The organism is Geopseudomonas sagittaria (genome assembly GCF_900115715.1).
Lineage (GTDB): Bacteria > Pseudomonadota > Gammaproteobacteria > Pseudomonadales > Pseudomonadaceae > Geopseudomonas > Geopseudomonas sagittaria.
In genome coordinates, this window is record NZ_FOXM01000017.1 from 39,235 (window position 1) to 54,800 (window position 15,566).

At 67.2% G+C, this 15,566-nt stretch carries 10 protein-coding genes; 3 read left to right on the forward strand and 7 right to left on the reverse strand.

Annotated features, from left to right (window positions below; translation table 11 throughout):
- Positions 1-27: 27 nt before the first annotated feature.
- On the reverse strand, positions 28-324 hold the full coding sequence (locus BM297_RS21660; RefSeq protein ID WP_139231080.1) for a hypothetical protein: 297 nt from the start codon (positions 322-324) through the stop codon (positions 28-30).
- Between the two features lie 125 nt (positions 325-449).
- On the opposite strand from BM297_RS21660, the gene BM297_RS17745 reads away from it, so the two are divergent.
- Positions 450-662, forward strand: coding sequence for a cold-shock protein (locus BM297_RS17745; protein WP_090313280.1), 213 nt, complete (start codon positions 450-452; stop codon positions 660-662).
- Positions 663-897: 235 nt separating this feature from the next.
- Here BM297_RS17745 and BM297_RS17750 read toward each other — a convergent pair whose 3' ends face one another.
- The 5 genes from BM297_RS17750 to putP form a co-directional block, all read right to left on the reverse strand.
- On the reverse strand, positions 898-1,749 hold the full coding sequence (locus BM297_RS17750) for an FHA domain-containing protein (RefSeq protein WP_092433966.1): 852 nt from the start codon (positions 1,747-1,749) through the stop codon (positions 898-900).
- 53 nt (positions 1,750-1,802) lie between these two features.
- Positions 1,803-3,536 carry a serine/threonine-protein kinase gene (locus BM297_RS17755; RefSeq protein ID WP_092433969.1) on the reverse strand — a complete coding sequence of 578 codons (1,734 nt, stop codon included), beginning with the start codon at positions 3,534-3,536 and terminating at the stop codon, positions 1,803-1,805.
- A gap of 15 nt (positions 3,537-3,551) precedes the next feature.
- Positions 3,552-4,340 carry a PP2C family protein-serine/threonine phosphatase gene (locus BM297_RS17760; RefSeq protein WP_394328025.1) on the reverse strand — a complete coding sequence of 263 codons (789 nt, stop codon included), beginning with the start codon at positions 4,338-4,340 and terminating at the stop codon, positions 3,552-3,554.
- A 175-nt stretch (positions 4,341-4,515) separates the two neighbouring features.
- Positions 4,516-4,740 carry a VF530 family protein gene (locus tag BM297_RS17765; protein WP_092433975.1) on the reverse strand — a complete coding sequence of 75 codons (225 nt, stop codon included), beginning with the start codon at positions 4,738-4,740 and terminating at the stop codon, positions 4,516-4,518.
- 169 nt (positions 4,741-4,909) lie between these two features.
- Positions 4,910-6,403, reverse strand: a complete 1,494-nt coding sequence (putP, locus tag BM297_RS17770; RefSeq protein ID WP_092433977.1) for a sodium/proline symporter PutP — start codon at positions 6,401-6,403, stop codon at positions 4,910-4,912.
- Between the two features lie 372 nt (positions 6,404-6,775).
- On the opposite strand from putP, the gene putA reads away from it, so the two are divergent.
- Complete coding sequence (gene putA, locus BM297_RS17775; RefSeq protein ID WP_092433980.1) at positions 6,776-10,711, forward strand: trifunctional transcriptional regulator/proline dehydrogenase/L-glutamate gamma-semialdehyde dehydrogenase; 3,936 nt, start codon at positions 6,776-6,778, stop codon at positions 10,709-10,711.
- Between the two features lie 53 nt (positions 10,712-10,764).
- Here the strand turns inward: putA and BM297_RS17780 are convergent, their stop codons facing one another.
- Entirely contained in the window at positions 10,765-12,819 is a 2,055-nt protein-coding gene (locus BM297_RS17780) for a TonB-dependent receptor (RefSeq protein WP_092433983.1), read from the reverse strand.
- A 233-nt stretch (positions 12,820-13,052) separates the two neighbouring features.
- On the opposite strand from BM297_RS17780, the gene lon reads away from it, so the two are divergent.
- Entirely contained in the window at positions 13,053-15,452 is a 2,400-nt protein-coding gene (gene lon / locus BM297_RS17785) for an endopeptidase La (protein WP_092433986.1), read from the forward strand.
- The last annotated feature ends 114 nt before the right edge of the window (positions 15,453-15,566 follow it).

Genomic DNA, 15,566 nt, shown 5'->3' on the forward strand with positions numbered 1-15,566 from the left:
ACCGGCCATGATTCACTCGATCAGGGCTCATCGCCGCTTGCCAAAACGCCAGCGGTCACGGCCCTGGCGGTCCAGAGGCGTGCTCAAGCACGCCGGGCCTGGCGCGCTGCCAGAGCCCCAAGCCGGCTCACCCGCACTTTTCGTGGAAATAATTTCCGCTTCCCGAATTACCGCGCCAGCTCTTTCAAATTCAAAGACTTGCGCGTTCCTGATAAAAACAAACCGCTCAAATAATTGCCTTATTCCAGCCCTTGCAAAGACCACAGGAAAAATAAAGCTATACATCCCCAATAAAGCGAGTACATTGATCTCACTGCTTTGCAATTGTCACTTCGATACTCGGCTTGATGCTTCTTCGCTTCATCTCCTTGGTTCGTCTTGCTTTTAGCGTCTCAGTCTCGGCCTGAATACTTCAGCGTCGCAGCCTTATTACACCTTGGAGATACATCATGTCTGGTCGTCAAAATGGCACCGTAAAATGGTTCAACGATGAAAAAGGTTTCGGCTTCATTACGCCGACTGACGGCAGTGCCGACCTTTTCGTCCACTACCGCTCAATCGAAAGCGCAGGCTTCAAAAGCCTGAGCGAAGGCCAAGCTGTCTCCTTCCTGCCTGCCAAGGGCCAGAAAGGGATGCAGGCTGATCAGGTTCAAGTCATCTAAGACGCCTGATCCAAAAAAGCCCCGCGTTGCGGGGCTTTTTTTCGTCTGCAATATTCCTTATCTCCGCAGCGCAACCCAATCAGCATCTGTCCCGAAGTTTCGTCGCCACACTCATGAATTATGAGTACAGCGCCCAGGTGCACTTTCGAAGTCCAGGGGGCCGAACAGCGTAAGGCTGCAACCGGTCAGCTACTCGCAGCACCACCCATCGCAACCGGCGATCAGCCCCTCTTGCTCAGAACATCATCAGCACGGCAGCACCCGCCAGCAGCAGGGCTCCGCCGGCGATCAGGCCGACATGCAGCGGACTCAGACCACCGGCGGGCGCCGTTGCAGCCGCCGGCTGGGCCGCAGCCCGCAGCGGATTGGCGGTGGGCCGCGAGCTGGCCGTCTTCGGTTTGTCCAGCTTGGGCAGATCCAGAGCACGGACGAACTGGGTGGCGTCGGCATCGTCAGCCGCCTCGGCCTCGATCGGCGTGTCGATCCTGGGGCCGATCACCAACAGGCTCACCGAACCCATGCGCACCTCGTCACCGGGCTTGAGCGTGGCGGTGCCGACCTTGCGCTGGTTGACGTACACGCCATTGGCCGACGCCAGGTCCTTGACCTCCAAGACGTCGTCCTTGAGGAAGAACTCGCAGTGACGGCGCGACAGTTCGGGGTCGCTGAAGCATAGTTCGCTCTTCGGCGAACGACCAAAGCCCATGCTGCCCGGCTGGATCTGGAACTTCTTGCCGATCTGCTCGCCGCTGGCCACCTGCAGGAACCAGCGCACCGTGGCGTCGGGGCGGATCGGCGCCTTACTCGGCTCGAGCAGCAGCAGCTCGACGCTGCCGAAGCGCAGCCGATCATCGGGGCGCAGTTGGTAGGCTGCGGTGATGCGGGTGTCGTTGACGAAGGTGCCGGTGGCGCTGTCGCAATCGCTGAGGAAGTAGTGGCCATCCTGCTGGCGAATCTCGGCGTGCAGGGCACTGATGCCGGGATCGCCAAGCACCAACTGGTTGCGCCGGTCCTGACCGATGGTGAAGCGCTCCTCGACCAGCCAGACGGGAGCCTGGCGGCCGTCCTTGAAGTGCAGTTTGAGCATATGTGCCTTGAACCCTGTCCCGTGTGCGCCGCCAGCATGGCGACGACTCCCTGTCAGTTGCCGAATAGATTGTTCCACACCCGCTTGACCGGGTTGCTGGTTTCCGTGCTGCTAGTAGTAGCCGGCGCCGTTGCCTGCTGCGGGGCCGGGCGACTGGTCGACGCCCTTCTCGCCGCACGGGCCGAACTCACCAGCTGCTGGTGCTCACCGTGCATCGCCAGCAGCTGCGCATCGTCCGGCTGCGCCTGCAGGCCGCGCTCGATCATAGCCAGGGCGGCGGGAAAGTCGCCGCGCCGGTAGGCGCCATTGGCCATGTCGCGGTACAGCGCGGCAACCCGCGCAAGGCCGGCCAGAGCCTGCTCGTTGTCGGGAGCCCAGTCGAGGATCTGTCGGTAGTAGTGCACCGCACTGTCGTCCGCGGGCAGCAGCAGGCGCTGATCGGCAATGCTCTGCTCGGCGCGCGCCAGCTGCTGGGCAATCCGCGCGGCCAGCACCCGGCGCAGACCGTCGAGGGCGCCGGCATGCCCGCTGTCCAGGGCCAGGGCCTGATGGAAATGGTACTCGGCGCTGTCCTCGGCAGGCGTCACCAGCTGTCCCGCGGCCAGACGCTGCTCGGCGAGTTCGAGGAAACCTTCGATGCGCTTCGCCCTGACCCGCTCGAGACCGGCCTGGGCGGCCTGGTTGCGCGCGTCGATCGCCAGCACTTCGCGGAAGTAGTGTTCGGCGCTGCCACCAGCCGGCGCCACCAGCTGTCCCGCGGCCAGACGTTGCTCGGCCTGGGCCAGCAGGTCATCGATCTGCGCCTGCTGACGCCAGTACAGGCCGCCGGCGGTCAGGGTGACGATCAGCGCCACGCTGGTGAACAGCAGCACCAGCCACGACTTGCGCGGCGTGCCTGCGCGGGCCGGCTTGCCCGCAGCGACCGGAGCACGCTCGCGGGCGGCACTCACCGCCACGGCCGGACCGATGCGGGTGACATCCGGGTCGCTCAGGTCGACCTCGTCCAGCGCCGCCAGCAGCTCGCGGCAGTCGTAGAAGCGCTGCTGCGGCTGCTTGGCCAGCATGCGATCGAGCAGACTCTGGCAACCCGCCAGGGCGGCCGGCAACGGCGGCGGCACCAGCTGCACGTGGTTCATCACCGTCTGCGTGTAGTTGCCCGCGCGGAACGGATTGCTGCCGGTAAGCATCTCCAGCAGGATCACGCCGAGGCTGTAGATGTCGCTGCGCGCGTCCAGCGGCTGGCACTGCGCCTGCTCCGGGCTGCTGTAGGCCGGGCTGCCGACGGCGATGCCGAACTGGGTCAGCTCGCTGTCGAGGTCGAGGTCCTTGGCCACGCCGAAGTCGGTGAGCACCGCCGTGCCATCGCCACGGAACAGGATGTTGGCCGGCTTGACGTCGCGATGCACCAGGCCCTGGTCATGCACCACGGCCAGGCCGCTGGCGATCTGGCGGACGATCGCCAGCGCGCGCTGCGGCGCGAACAGTTCGCCCTTGTGCCGGGCCAGGTCGCCGCCGGGAAGGAACTCCATGGCCAGGTAGTGACGGCCGTCGGCCAGTTGGTCGATGTCGTAGATGGTGATGATCGAGGGGTGATGCAGGGAGGCAACCAGGTGGCCTTCCTTGATGAAGCGCTGGATGTACTCCTGGCTCTCGGACTTGCTGAGGATCTTGATCGCCACCTTGCGCTGCAGCGACTGCTGGGTGGCCAGGTGGACCTCGGCCATGCCGCCCTTGCCCAGTGGGCCATGCAGGGTGTAGCCGGGGATTTGCAGTGCGCTGTCACTCATGGGATAGGTGCCGGATCAGGATTTTGCGGGTTTCAACAGTTTTTCGAAAAAGCCGCGCGGCCGCTCTTCGGCGGGTGGCGCTGCCGGCCCGCTCAGGCCGAGCACGATACAGCTGATGTTGTCCTTGCCGCCCTCGCGGTTGGCCGCCTCGACCAGCTCGCTGACCATCGCCTCGAGGGTGCCGGCGTGGGTGCAGATCTGCTGGATCTGCGCATCGCCGAGTTCGCCGGTCAGGCCATCGCTGCACAGCAGCAGCAGCTCGCCGCTGCCCAGGCGCCCCTGCAGCTGATCGACCTGGAGTTCCTGGTCGGCCTGGCCGAGACACTGGGTGACGATATTGCGCCGTGGATGGCTGCCGGCCTGCTCGGGCGTCAGCTGCCCGGCATCGACCATCGCCTGCACCCAGCTGTGGTCGCGGCTCAGCTGCTCGATGCCCGTGGCGCCGAGCCGATAGGCCCGACTGTCACCGACCCAGGCCAGCTGGAAGTCCGCGCCGCTGAAGCGCACCGCCACCAGGGTGGTGCCCATGCCACGGCTGCCCTGCTCCTGCTCGGCCTCGGCGAGAATCGCCGCATGCGCGCCCCGGATGGCGCCGACCAGATCCTCACCGCGCTGGGTCAGGCTGCGCAGGGTCTTCAGGGCCAGCGCGCTGGCGACTTCGCCGCGCTGATGGCCGCCCATGCCGTCGGCCACGGCCCACAGGTTCAGCGGTGGGCAGCACAGCAGGGCATCCTCGTTGTGCTCGCGCACCCGGCCGACGGCCGTCAGCGCCGCGTATTCCGGTCGTGGATCGGTAAGCGTCATGAACATGCTCGGGAGGCAATCTCGATGGGAACGTGAGAGCTGGCCGGCCGCGAAAAAGCGGCCGCTGGCCAGTGGCCACAGGATACCCGCGAGCCCCCTGCCACGATGTCGATTGCTTGGCACAACGCATGAGAACCCGTACCGGGCTGACGCGGCAGGCAACGCAGCCGCGTCCTCAGCCACGCCCCTGGCGCAGGCGCACGTACAGTGCCTCGACCTTCTCCCGCGCCCAGGGCGTCTTGCGCAGGAAGGTCAGGCTCGACTTGATGCTGGGATCGCTCTTGAAGCAGCGGATATCGATGCGCTGGGCCAGCCCGTCCCAGCCATAGTGCGCCACCAGTTCGGTGAGCAGCGCTTCGAGGGTGACGCCGTGCAGCGGATTCTTCGGAGTGTCGGTCATGGTCGGCCTGTGCAGGGGAGAAAACAGCCGCGCAGCATAGCGCAGGCACCCGGCCGTCGATAAAAAAACGGCCCGCGTCTGCCATGACGAGGGCCGTAAAACACGGACTGCTCCGTGCCTGGTTGACGCTACCGACCGCGCCATACGGCGCGGTCGGATCAATCGGTGATCAGAGATGGGCGTCCTGGTATTCCTTCTCGGCTTCGTCGAAGCGCTTGAGCATGGCGGCCGACGGAGCGTTGCCGATGCGGCTGAAGACCAGGATGCCGAGGGTGCAGAGGATGAAGCCCGGAATGATCTCGTACAGGCCGGTCCAGCCGAAGAAGTTCTTCCACAGGATCACGGTGACCGCACCGAGCAGCATGCCGGCCAGGGCGCCGTTGCGGGTCATGCCCTTCCACAGCAGGGAGAGGATCACCACCGGACCGAAGGCGGCGCCGAAGCCGGCCCAGGCGTAGGACACCAGGCCGAGGACCTTGCTGTCCGGGTTGGAGGCGATGGCGATGGCGATCACGGCGACCAGCAGCACCATGGCGCGGCCGACCCAGACCAGCTCGGTCTGGCTGGCGCCCTTGCGGAAGAACGCCTTGTAGAAGTCCTCGGTCAGGGCGCTGGAGCACACCAGCAGCTGGCAGCTCAGGGTCGACATCACCGCGGCGAGGATGGCGGACAGCAGCACGCCGGCGACCCACGGATTGAAGAGGATCTTGGCCAGTTCGATGAACACGCGCTCGGGGTTCTCGTTGACCGCCACGCCCAGCTCCGGATGCGCGGAGAAGTAGGCGATGCCGAAGAAGCCCACGGAGACCGCGCCGGCCAGGCAGAAGATCATCCAGGCCATGGAGATGCGGCGGGCATTGGGGATCGACTTGACCGAGTCGGCCGCCATGAAGCGGGCGAGGATGTGCGGCTGGCCGAAGTAGCCCAGACCCCAGGCCATCAGCGAGATCACGCCGATGAAGCTGGCGCCCTTGAGCATGTCGAAGTGGGCGGCATCCTTCAGCTCGATGGCGGCGAAGGTCGGGTCCATGCCGCCGGTGGCGACCATCACGATGATCGGGGTGAGGATCAGGGCGAAGATCATCAGGCTGGCCTGCACGGTGTCGGTCCAGCTCACCGCGAGGAAGCCGCCGACGAAGGTGTAGGCGATGGTGGCGGCGGCGCCGGCCCACAGCGCGGTCTCGTAGGAGATGCCGAAGGTGCTCTCGAACAGGCGCGCACCGGCGACCACGCCGGAGGCGCAGTAGATGGTGAAGAACACCAGGATCACCAGCGCGGAGAAGATGCGCAGGATGCGGCTGTTGTCCTCGAAGCGGTTGGTGAAGTAGTCCGGCAGGGTCAGCGCGTTGCCGTTGTGCTCGGTCTGCACGCGCAGGCGGCCGGCGACGAACAGCCAGTTGAGGTAGGCGCCGACGATCAGGCCGATGGCGATCCAGCTCTCGGACAGGCCGGACAGGTAGACGGCGCCGGGCAGGCCCATCAGCAGCCAGCCGCTCATGTCGGAAGCGCCGGCGGACAGCGCGGTGACGAAGCTGCCGAGGCTGCGCCCGCCGAGGATGTAGTCGGAAAGGTTGTTGGTGGAGCGATAGGCGATGAAGCCGATCAGCACCATCGCCGCAATGTAGATCACGAAGGTGATCAGGGTCGGGTTAGTCATGCTCATGAGGGGGGATCCCATGCGATTGTTATTGAGGAGCTCTTTCGACTGCTGCGCCCGGACCACCCGGTTGCACCTTCGATGCCATTAATCTAGGCAAACCCAAACAGAAGGTGCAACCCATTTCCGGCAAAAGGTTTCACTTTTTTGTCACTTACCGGCATGAAAACCTTAAATGCTTCTTTTTGTAGCATTTTTTCCTGAATTTCACGCCTCCCGCACCACGCCAGTGCAGAAAGGTAACACCCACAAAACACCCCCGCATCACGCCCGTCGCCCCCAAAGAATTTATGGGTTGCACCCGGTTGCACCTTGCGGTTTTTCGTGTTTAATCTTCAGGGTGCTTTGCAGCGCCACACCCAAATATTAGGACAAGCCATGGCCACCACCACTCTCGGCGTGAAACTTGACGACGCCACCCGCGAACGCCTCAAGCAGGCCGCCCAGCAGATTGACCGCACCCCGCACTGGCTGATCAAGCAGGCGATCTTCAACTACCTCGAACAGATCGAGAGCGGCATGACCCCGGCCGAGCACAACGGCCTGGCGGTGGCCGCCGGCGAGGAACCGCTGGAGTCGCTGAGCGAGCAGGGCCTGCAGGTGTTCCTCGACTTCGCCGAGAGCATCCTGCCGCAGTCGGTGCTGCGCGCCTCGATCACCGCCGCCTACCGCCGCCCGGAAACCGAGGCGGTGCCGATGCTGCTCGAGCAGGCGCGCATGCCGAGGGAGCTGGCCGAAGCCAGCCAGAAGCTGGCGCTGGGCATCGCCGAGAAGCTGCGCAACCAGAAGAGCGCCAGCGGCCGCCAGGGTCTGGTGCAGGGTCTGCTACAGGAGTTCTCGCTGTCCTCCCAGGAAGGCGTGGCGCTGATGTGCCTGGCCGAAGCCCTGCTGCGCATCCCCGACAAGGCCACCCGCGATGCGCTGATCCGCGACAAGATCAGCAACGGCAACTGGAGCCAGCACCTCGGCCAGAGTTCGTCGATGTTCGTCAACGCCGCCTCCTGGGGCCTGCTGATCACCGGCAAGCTGGTCTCCACCCACAACGAGAGCGGCCTGAGTTCCTCGCTCAACCGTCTGATCGGCAAGAGCGGCGAGCCGGTGATCCGCAAGGGCGTGGACATGGCCATGCGCCTGATGGGCGAGCAGTTCGTCACCGGCGAGACCATCGCCGAGGCGCTGGCCAACGCCACCCCCCTGGAAAGCAAGGGCTTCCGCTACTCCTACGACATGCTCGGCGAAGCCGCGCTGACCGACGAGGACGCCAAGCGCTACCTGGCGTCCTACGAGCAGGCCATCCACGCCATCGGCAAGGCCTCCCACGGCCGCGGCATCTACGAGGGCCCGGGCATCTCGATCAAGCTGTCCGCCCTGCATCCGCGCTACAGCCGCGCCCAGCACGAGCGGGTGATGGACGAGCTGTACCCGACCCTGCTCGGCCTGACCCTGCTGGCCAAGCAGTACGACATCGGCATCAACATCGACGCCGAGGAAGCCGACCGCCTGGAAATCTCCCTCGACCTGCTCGAGCGCCTGTGCTTCGAGCCTAAGCTGGCCGGCTGGAACGGCATCGGCTTCGTCATCCAGGCCTACCAGAAGCGCTGCCCGTACGTGATCGACTACGTCATCGACCTGGCCAAGCGCAGCCGCCACCGCCTGATGATCCGCCTGGTGAAGGGCGCCTACTGGGACAGCGAGATCAAGCGCGCCCAGGTCGAGGGCCTGGAAGGCTACCCGGTGTACACCCGCAAGCCATACACCGACCTGTCCTACATCGCCTGCGCACGCAAGCTGCTGGCGGTGCCGGAAGCCATCTACCCGCAGTTCGCCACCCACAACGCCCACTCGCTGTCGGCCATCTACCAGCTGGCCGGGCAGAACTACTACCCCGGCCAGTACGAGTTCCAGTGCCTGCACGGCATGGGCGAGCCGCTGTACGAGCAGGTGGTCGGCAAGGTCGCCGACGGCAAGCTGAACCGCCCGTGCCGCATCTACGCCCCGGTCGGCAGCCATGAGACCCTGCTGGCCTACCTGGTGCGCCGCCTGCTGGAGAACGGCGCCAACACCTCGTTCGTCAACCGCATCGCCGACCACAGCATCTCGCTGAAGGATCTGGTGGAAGATCCGGTGGTGCAGGTCGAGCAGATGGCCGCCCAGGAAGGCACCCTCGGCCTGCCGCACCCGCGCATCCCGCTGCCGCGCGAGCTGTACGGCGCAGCGCGGCTCAACTCCAGCGGCATCGACCTGGCCAACGAGCATCGCCTCGGCTCGCTGTCCTCGGCGCTGCTGGTCAGCACCAACAACGCCTACCAGGCGATGCCGATGCTGGGTTGCGACAGCCCGGCGCCCGGCGAGCCGCAGGCGCTGAAGAACCCCGCCGACCACCGCGACCTCGTCGGCCAGGTGTTCGAGGCCAGCGTGCAGGACGTGCGCAACGCCACCCTGTGCGCGGTGTCCAGCGGGCAGATCTGGCAGTCCACCCTGCCGGCCGAGCGCGCCGCCGTGCTGGAGCGCGCCGCCGACCAGATGGAAGCCGAGATCCAGCAGCTGATGGGCCTGCTGGTCCGCGAGTCCGGCAAGACCTTCGCCAACGCCATCGCCGAAGTGCGCGAGGCGGTCGACTTCCTGCGCTACTACGCGGCGCAGGCACGCAACCACTTCGCCAACGACAGCCACCGCCCGCTGGGCCCGGTGGTGTGCATCAGCCCGTGGAACTTCCCGCTGGCGATCTTCAGCGGCCAGGTCGCCGCCGCGCTGGCCGCCGGCAACACCGTGCTGGCCAAGCCGGCCGAGCAGACTCCGCTGATCGCCGCCCAGGCGGTGCGCATCCTCCTCGAGGCCGGCGTGCCGGCCGGCGCGGTGCAGCTACTGCCGGGCCGCGGCGAGACCGTCGGCGCCGCGCTGATCGCCGACGAGCGCATCCGTGGCGTGATGTTCACCGGCTCCACCGAGGTCGCCGGGATCATCCAGCGCAACCTCGCCGGTCGCCTCGACGCCCAGGGCCGCCCGCTGCCGCTGATCGCCGAGACCGGCGGGCAGAACGCGATGATCGTCGACTCCTCGGCGCTCACCGAGCAGGTGGTGGTCGACGTGATCGCCTCCGCCTTCGACAGCGCCGGCCAGCGCTGCTCGGCCCTGCGCGTGCTGTGCGTGCAGGAAGACGTCGCCGACCGCGTGCTGGCGATGCTCAAGGGCGCCATGGCCGAATACACCCTGGGCAGCCCGGAGCGCTTCAGCACCGACATCGGCCCGGTGATCGACGAGGAAGCCAAGGGCAACATCGAGCGCCACATCCAGGCCATGCGCGACAAGGGCCGCAAGGTACACCAGCTGTCGCGCGCCAGGGGCGAGGAAATCAAGCGCGGCACCTTCGTGATGCCGACCCTGATCGAGCTGGACAGCTTCGACGAGCTCAAGCGCGAGATCTTCGGCCCGGTGCTGCACCTGGTGCGCTACCGTCGCGAGGAGCTGAGCACCCTGCTCGAGCAGATCAACGCCAGCGGCTACGGCCTGACTCTCGGCGTGCACACCCGCATCGACGAGACCATCGCCCAGGTCGTGGACAGCGCCAAGGTCGGCAACCTCTACGTCAACCGCAACATGGTCGGCGCGGTGGTCGGCGTGCAGCCGTTCGGCGGCGAGGGCCTGTCCGGCACCGGTCCGAAGGCCGGCGGCCCGCTGTACCAGTACCGCCTGCTCGCCACCCGCCCGCAGGACGCGGTGGCCCGCCAGTTGCTGGACGGCGAGGCGCAGCGCAGCGATGTCAGGGGCCCGGCCTTCCAGGCCCTGCTGGAGTGGGCGCGCAAGCAGCAGCCCGAGCTGGCCGCACTGGCCGAGCGCTACGCGGCGCTGTCCGTGAGCGGCCTCACCCAGGTGCTGGCCGGCCCGACCGGCGAGCGCAACACCTACAGCCTGCTGCCGCGCGAGCGGGTGCTGTGCCTGGCCGACGATGCCCAGGACCAGCTCGCCCAGCTGGCCGCGGTGCTCGCCGTGGGCTGCCAGGTGCTGTGGCCGGACAACGCGGCCAGCCGCAAGCTGCTCGGCCAGCTGCCCAGTGCTGTCCAGCAAGGCATCCAGCTGATCGGCGACTGGGCCACCAGCGATGTCATGTTCGACGCCATCATCCACCACGGCGACTCCGACCAGCTGCGTGAAGTCTGCCAGCTGGCCGCCAAGCGCCCCGGTGCGATCGTCGGCGTCAACGGCCTGAGCCACGGCGACTCCGACATCCCGCTGGAACGCCTGCTGATCGAGCACGCCCTCAGCGTCAACACCGCCGCCGCCGGCGGCAACGCCAGCCTGATGACCATCGGCTGACCTGCAGACGCAACGAAACCGCCGGCCATGCGCCGGCGGTTTCGTTTATGGGGTCAGAAATTCACCCGCATGCCGACGGTGAAGTTGCGGCCCGGCAGCAGCACCTCGTCCTTGATCAGGGAAGTGTGCTGGCGCGCTTCGGCGTCGAGCAGGTTGTCGGCCTTGAGGTACAGCTGGTAGTCGGTCTGGCTCAGGCTGCCGTGGTAGCTGAGCCCGGCGCCGAGCATGTTGTAGCCGGCGGTCTCGGTTTCGAAGTCGGCCAGCTCGTCCTGGCGCTGCACGCGGTAGAACTCCAGCTGGCCGTCCAGCGAACTGGTGAAGCGCTGCTCCAGACGCACGCCGAGGCGGTCGGCGGGGATGCGCGGCAGGTCGCCGCCGTCCTTCAGCCGGCCGCGCACCGAGTCGCCGAACAGGCTGGCGGCGAAGCTGTCGGTGAACTGGTGGCGCACCTCGCCCTCGACGCCGGTCAGCACCGCGTCGGCCTGGCGGTACTCGACCACCCGGAAGTCGCTCTCGGTATCGAGGCCGAGGTCGGCGGCGTAGATGAAGTCGTCGACCTGGTTGTGGAAGGCGCTGAGCGTGAAGGTGGTCGCCCCGGCGAACTTGCGCAGGGTCAGCTCGACATTGTGCGAGGTTTCCTCCTCCAGCTCCGGGTTGCCCTGCTCGATGGTGCGGCTGGCGGCATGCGGGCCGAAGGCGTACAGCTCCTCGGCGCTGGGCAGGCGCTGCGCACGCGACAGCGACAGGCCCAGCGAGTACTCGGGAGCGAAGGTCCACACCGCGCCGGCCGACAGCGAGGTGCCGGCGTGGTCGCTGTCCGGCGCGCCGGAGTCGGCGTCGATGTCCTGCCACTCGTGGCGCGCGCCCAGCTCGTAGCGCCAGGCGCCGGCGCGGTACTCCTCGAGGAGGAACAGCGCATGGTTGCGGGTCAGGGTCTGCGGCATGGGGTGTTCTGCGGTGAAGCGGGCGAAATCGCGCTGAGTGGTCTGCCCGCCGAGCACGCCGTGCCAGCCGAGCAGCGGCCGGTGGGTCAGCTCCAGGCGCGCCTCGCTGGCGCGGCTCTCGAACACCGCGGCCTTCTCGCCCCCCTCGATCTCGGCGTGCCGGTAGTCGCTGTGGCCGACGCGCAGGCGCGCCAGCTCGAAGCCCGGCAGTGGCTCGCTCAGCTCGCCGCGCAGATCCCAGCGGTCTTGCTGCAGGCTGATGTAGGGCACCGCGCCGCCCTCGTCGTGGTGCTCCTCCTCGTCTTCGTGCTCCTCCTCGTCGTGGCCGTGCTCGCCGCAGTGCCACAGGGCGGCGTCCTGATGGCAGTCGACGTGCTCGTGGGCCAGCAGGCCGTAGCGGTTCTCCTGGCGGCTGTAGGCCAGGCCGAGGTAGCCGCGTGAACCGATGAAGCTGCCGCCCAGGCTGTAGCTGTCGGTGTCGTTGTAGGAGCCGGCCTGCTTGTTGCTGCGCGGTTCGCCCGCGGCACCGGGGATCTCGTAGTCGTCGGCCTGGCGCTTGACGCCTTCGACACGCACCGCGAGGTTGCCGCTGCCGGCGGTCAATCCGAACAGCCCGGCGCCCTCGTTGGCTACGCTGTTGGCGCGCAGCTCCAGCTCGCCCTCGACGCCGTTCTCCGGCACGTAGGTGGGCACCCGCTTGTCGATCACGTTGACCACCCCGCCGATGGCGCCGCCGCCGTAGAGCAGGGTCGCCGGCCCCTTGAGCACCTCGATGCGCTCGGCCAGCAGCGGCTCGACGCCCACCGCATGGTCCTGGCTGGCGGTGGAGGCATCCAGCACGTCGACGCCGTCGCTGAGCACCTTGACCCGCCCGCCGTCCAGGCCGCGGATCACCGGGCGGCTGGCGCCGGCGCCGAAGCTCGCCGCACGCACGCCAGGCAGGCCCTCGAGAGTCTCGCCGAGGGTCGCGCCGCGACGCAGCACCAGCTGGTCGCCTTCCAGCACTTCGGCGGGGGTGGTCATCTCCTGCACGCTGCTGGCCAGGGCGCTGGCGCTGACCACGCTGTAGCCGAGTTCGAGTGGCGGGACTTCGGCGGCCATGACGACGGTCGACGGCAGGGTAAGGGCGATGGCCAGGGCGAGCGGATGGCGAAGCGGTGTCATGCAGTACCTCGGAGACGGGCGGGCGCACTCCCTGGCGGCCGCGCGGGTGAAGAAGATTCGCGCTACCTGCAGCAGGTCCCTGGCCGCGCGGCGGGCACGTTAAGATGTAATAACATAACAATCAAGCACTAATCGTGACTGCCTGCAGCCCTACCCGGCCGGGACGTCGCTTGAAATGCCCATCGCCCCGCCCCATCTAGACTCAAACCACCCGACGGCGCAGGAGCCCCTTCATGAGCGAGCAGGACATCCCTCACGAGATCGTCGACGACGACAGCGCGGCCAACACCGGCGTGGTGCTGCAGGGCCAGGTGCTGCCCAACCAGCTGTACATCATGCCGGTGCACAACCGGCCGTTCTTCCCCGCCCAGGTGCTGCCCATCGTGGTCAACCCGCAGCACTGGGCGCAGACCCTCGCCCGCGTGGCCAAGACCGAGCACCACTGCGTAGCGCTGTTCTACATGGACAACCCGCCGGAGAGCGCCGAAGACTTCGACCCCGAGAGCCTGCCCGAGCACGGCACCGTGGTGCGCGTGCACCACGCCAGCCAGCAGGACGACAGCCTGCAGTTCGTCGCCCAGGGCCTGGCCCGGGTGCGCATCCGCAGCTGGCTAAGCCGCACCCCGCCGTACCTGGTCGAGGTCGACTACCCGCGCACCCCGGCCGACCCCAGCGACGAGGTGAAGGCCTACGGTATGGCGCTGATCAACGCGATCAAGGAGCTGCTGCCGCTCAACCCGCTGTACAGCGAGGAGCTGAAGAACTACCTGAACCGCTTCAGCCCCAACGATCCCTCGCCCTTGACCGACTTCGCCGCGGCGCTGACCAGCGCGCCGGGCAGCGACCTGCAGGCGGTGCTGGACACCGTGCCGGTGCTCAAGCGCATGGAGAAGGTGCTGCCGCTGCTGCGCCGCGAGGTGGAGGTGGCGCGCCTGCAGACCGAGATCAGCGCCGAGGTCAACAGCACCATCGGCAAGCGCCAGCGCGAGTTCTTCCTGCGCGAGCAGCTCAAGGTGATCCAGAAGGAACTGGGCATCACCAAGGACGACCGCAGTGCCGACGCCGAGGAGTTCCAGAAGCGCCTGGAAGGCAAGACGCTGCCGGCGGCGGCGCAGAAACGCATCGACGAGGAACTGCACAAGCTGTCGGTACTGGAGACCGGCTCGCCGGAGTACGCGGTCACCCGCAACTACCTGGACTGGGCCACCAGCGTGCCCTGGGGCGTGCTGGGCAAGGACAAGCTCGACCTCACCCGGGCACGCAAGGTGCTCGACAAGCACCACGCCGGCATGGACGACATCAAGCAGCGCATCGTCGAATTCCTCGCCGTCGGCGCCTTCAAGGGCGAGATCGCCGGCTCCATCGTCCTGCTGGTCGGCCCGCCCGGGGTGGGCAAGACCAGCATCGGCAAGTCGATCGCCGAGGCGCTGGGCCGGCCGTTCTACCGCTTCAGCGTCGGCGGCATGCGCGACGAGGCGGAGATCAAGGGCCACCGGCGCACCTACATCGGCGCCCTGCCCGGCAAGCTGGTGCAGGCGCTCAAGGAGGTCGAGGTGATGAACCCGGTGATCATGCTCGACGAGATCGACAAGATGGGCGCCAGCTTCCAGGGTGATCCGGCCTCGGCGCTGCTGGAGACCCTCGATCCGGAGCAGAACGTCGAGTTCCTCGACCACTACCTCGACCTGCGCCTGGACCTGTCCAAGGTGCTGTTCGTCTGCACTGCCAACACCCTCGACTCGATCCCCGGGCCACTGCTCGACCGCATGGAGGTGATCCGCCTGTCCGGCTACATCGCCGAGGAGAAGCTGGCCATCGCCAAGCGCCACCTGTGGCCCAAGCAACTGGACAAGGCGGGCGTGCCCAGGGCGCGCCTGTCGATCAGCGACGGCGCGCTGAAGGCGGTGATCGAGGGCTATGCCCGCGAGGCCGGGGTGCGCCAGCTGGAGAAGCAGCTGGGCCGGATCGTGCGCAAGGCGGTGGTCCGCCTGCTCGGCGACCCCGAAGCCAAGGTGAAAGTCGCTCCCAAGGACCTCGAGGACTACCTGGGCATGCCGCCGTTTCGCAAGGAGCGCCTGCTCGAGGGCGTCGGCATCGTCACCGGTCTGGCCTGGACCAGCCTGGGCGGCGCCACCCTGCCGATCGAGGCGACGCGCATCCACACCCTCAACCGCGGCTTCAAGCTGACCGGCAAGCTCGGCGAGGTGATGAAGGAATCGGCGGAGATCGCCTACAGCTACATCAGCTCGCACCTGAAGAAGTACAAGGGCGACCCGACCTTCTTCGACCAGGCCTTCGTCCACCTGCACGTGCCGGAGGGCGCCACCCCCAAGGACGGCCCCAGTGCCGGCATCAGCATGGCCAGCGCCCTGCTCTCGCTGGCCCGCAACCAGGCACCGAAGAAGGACGTGGCGATGACCGGCGAGCTGACCCTCACCGGCCAGGTGCTGGCCATCGGCGGGGTGCGCGAGAAGGTGATCGCCGCGCGCCGGCAGAAGATCTTCGAGCTGATCCTGCCGGAAGCCAACCGCGGCGACTTCGAGGAGCTGCCGGACTACCTGAAGGAGGGTCTGACGGTGCACTTCGCCAGTCGCTACGCCGACGTGGCCAAGGTGCTGTTTCACGCCGGGTGAGTGCCGGCGCGCACGGCGGCGGATGGCGGCCGTGCGTGCGCGCCAGTGCCGATCTGATTCGGCGAGAAATACCCACCGCTCGTCTCCACGACCGGCAGCGCGCCCGTAAATCGC

Bases quoted from the DNA above. Each gene is read 5' to 3' on its own strand.
- BM297_RS17745 (WP_090313280.1), top strand. From the start codon at position 450: ATGTCTGGTCGTCAAAATGGCACCGTAAAATGGTTCAACGATGAAAAA.
- putP (WP_092433977.1), bottom strand. From the start codon at position 6,403: ATGAGCATGACTAACCCGACCCTGATCACCTTCGTGATCTACATTGCG.
- lon (WP_092433986.1), top strand. From the start codon at position 13,053: ATGAGCGAGCAGGACATCCCTCACGAGATCGTCGACGACGACAGCGCG.
- putA (WP_092433980.1), top strand. From the start codon at position 6,776: ATGGCCACCACCACTCTCGGCGTGAAACTTGACGACGCCACCCGCGAA.
- BM297_RS17750 (WP_092433966.1), bottom strand. From the start codon at position 1,749: ATGCTCAAACTGCACTTCAAGGACGGCCGCCAGGCTCCCGTCTGGCTG.
- BM297_RS17780 (WP_092433983.1), bottom strand. From the start codon at position 12,819: ATGACACCGCTTCGCCATCCGCTCGCCCTGGCCATCGCCCTTACCCTG.
- BM297_RS17755 (WP_092433969.1), bottom strand. From the start codon at position 3,536: ATGAGTGACAGCGCACTGCAAATCCCCGGCTACACCCTGCATGGCCCA.
- BM297_RS17760 (WP_394328025.1), bottom strand. From the start codon at position 4,340: ATGACGCTTACCGATCCACGACCGGAATACGCGGCGCTGACGGCCGTC.
- BM297_RS17765 (WP_092433975.1), bottom strand. From the start codon at position 4,740: ATGACCGACACTCCGAAGAATCCGCTGCACGGCGTCACCCTCGAAGCG.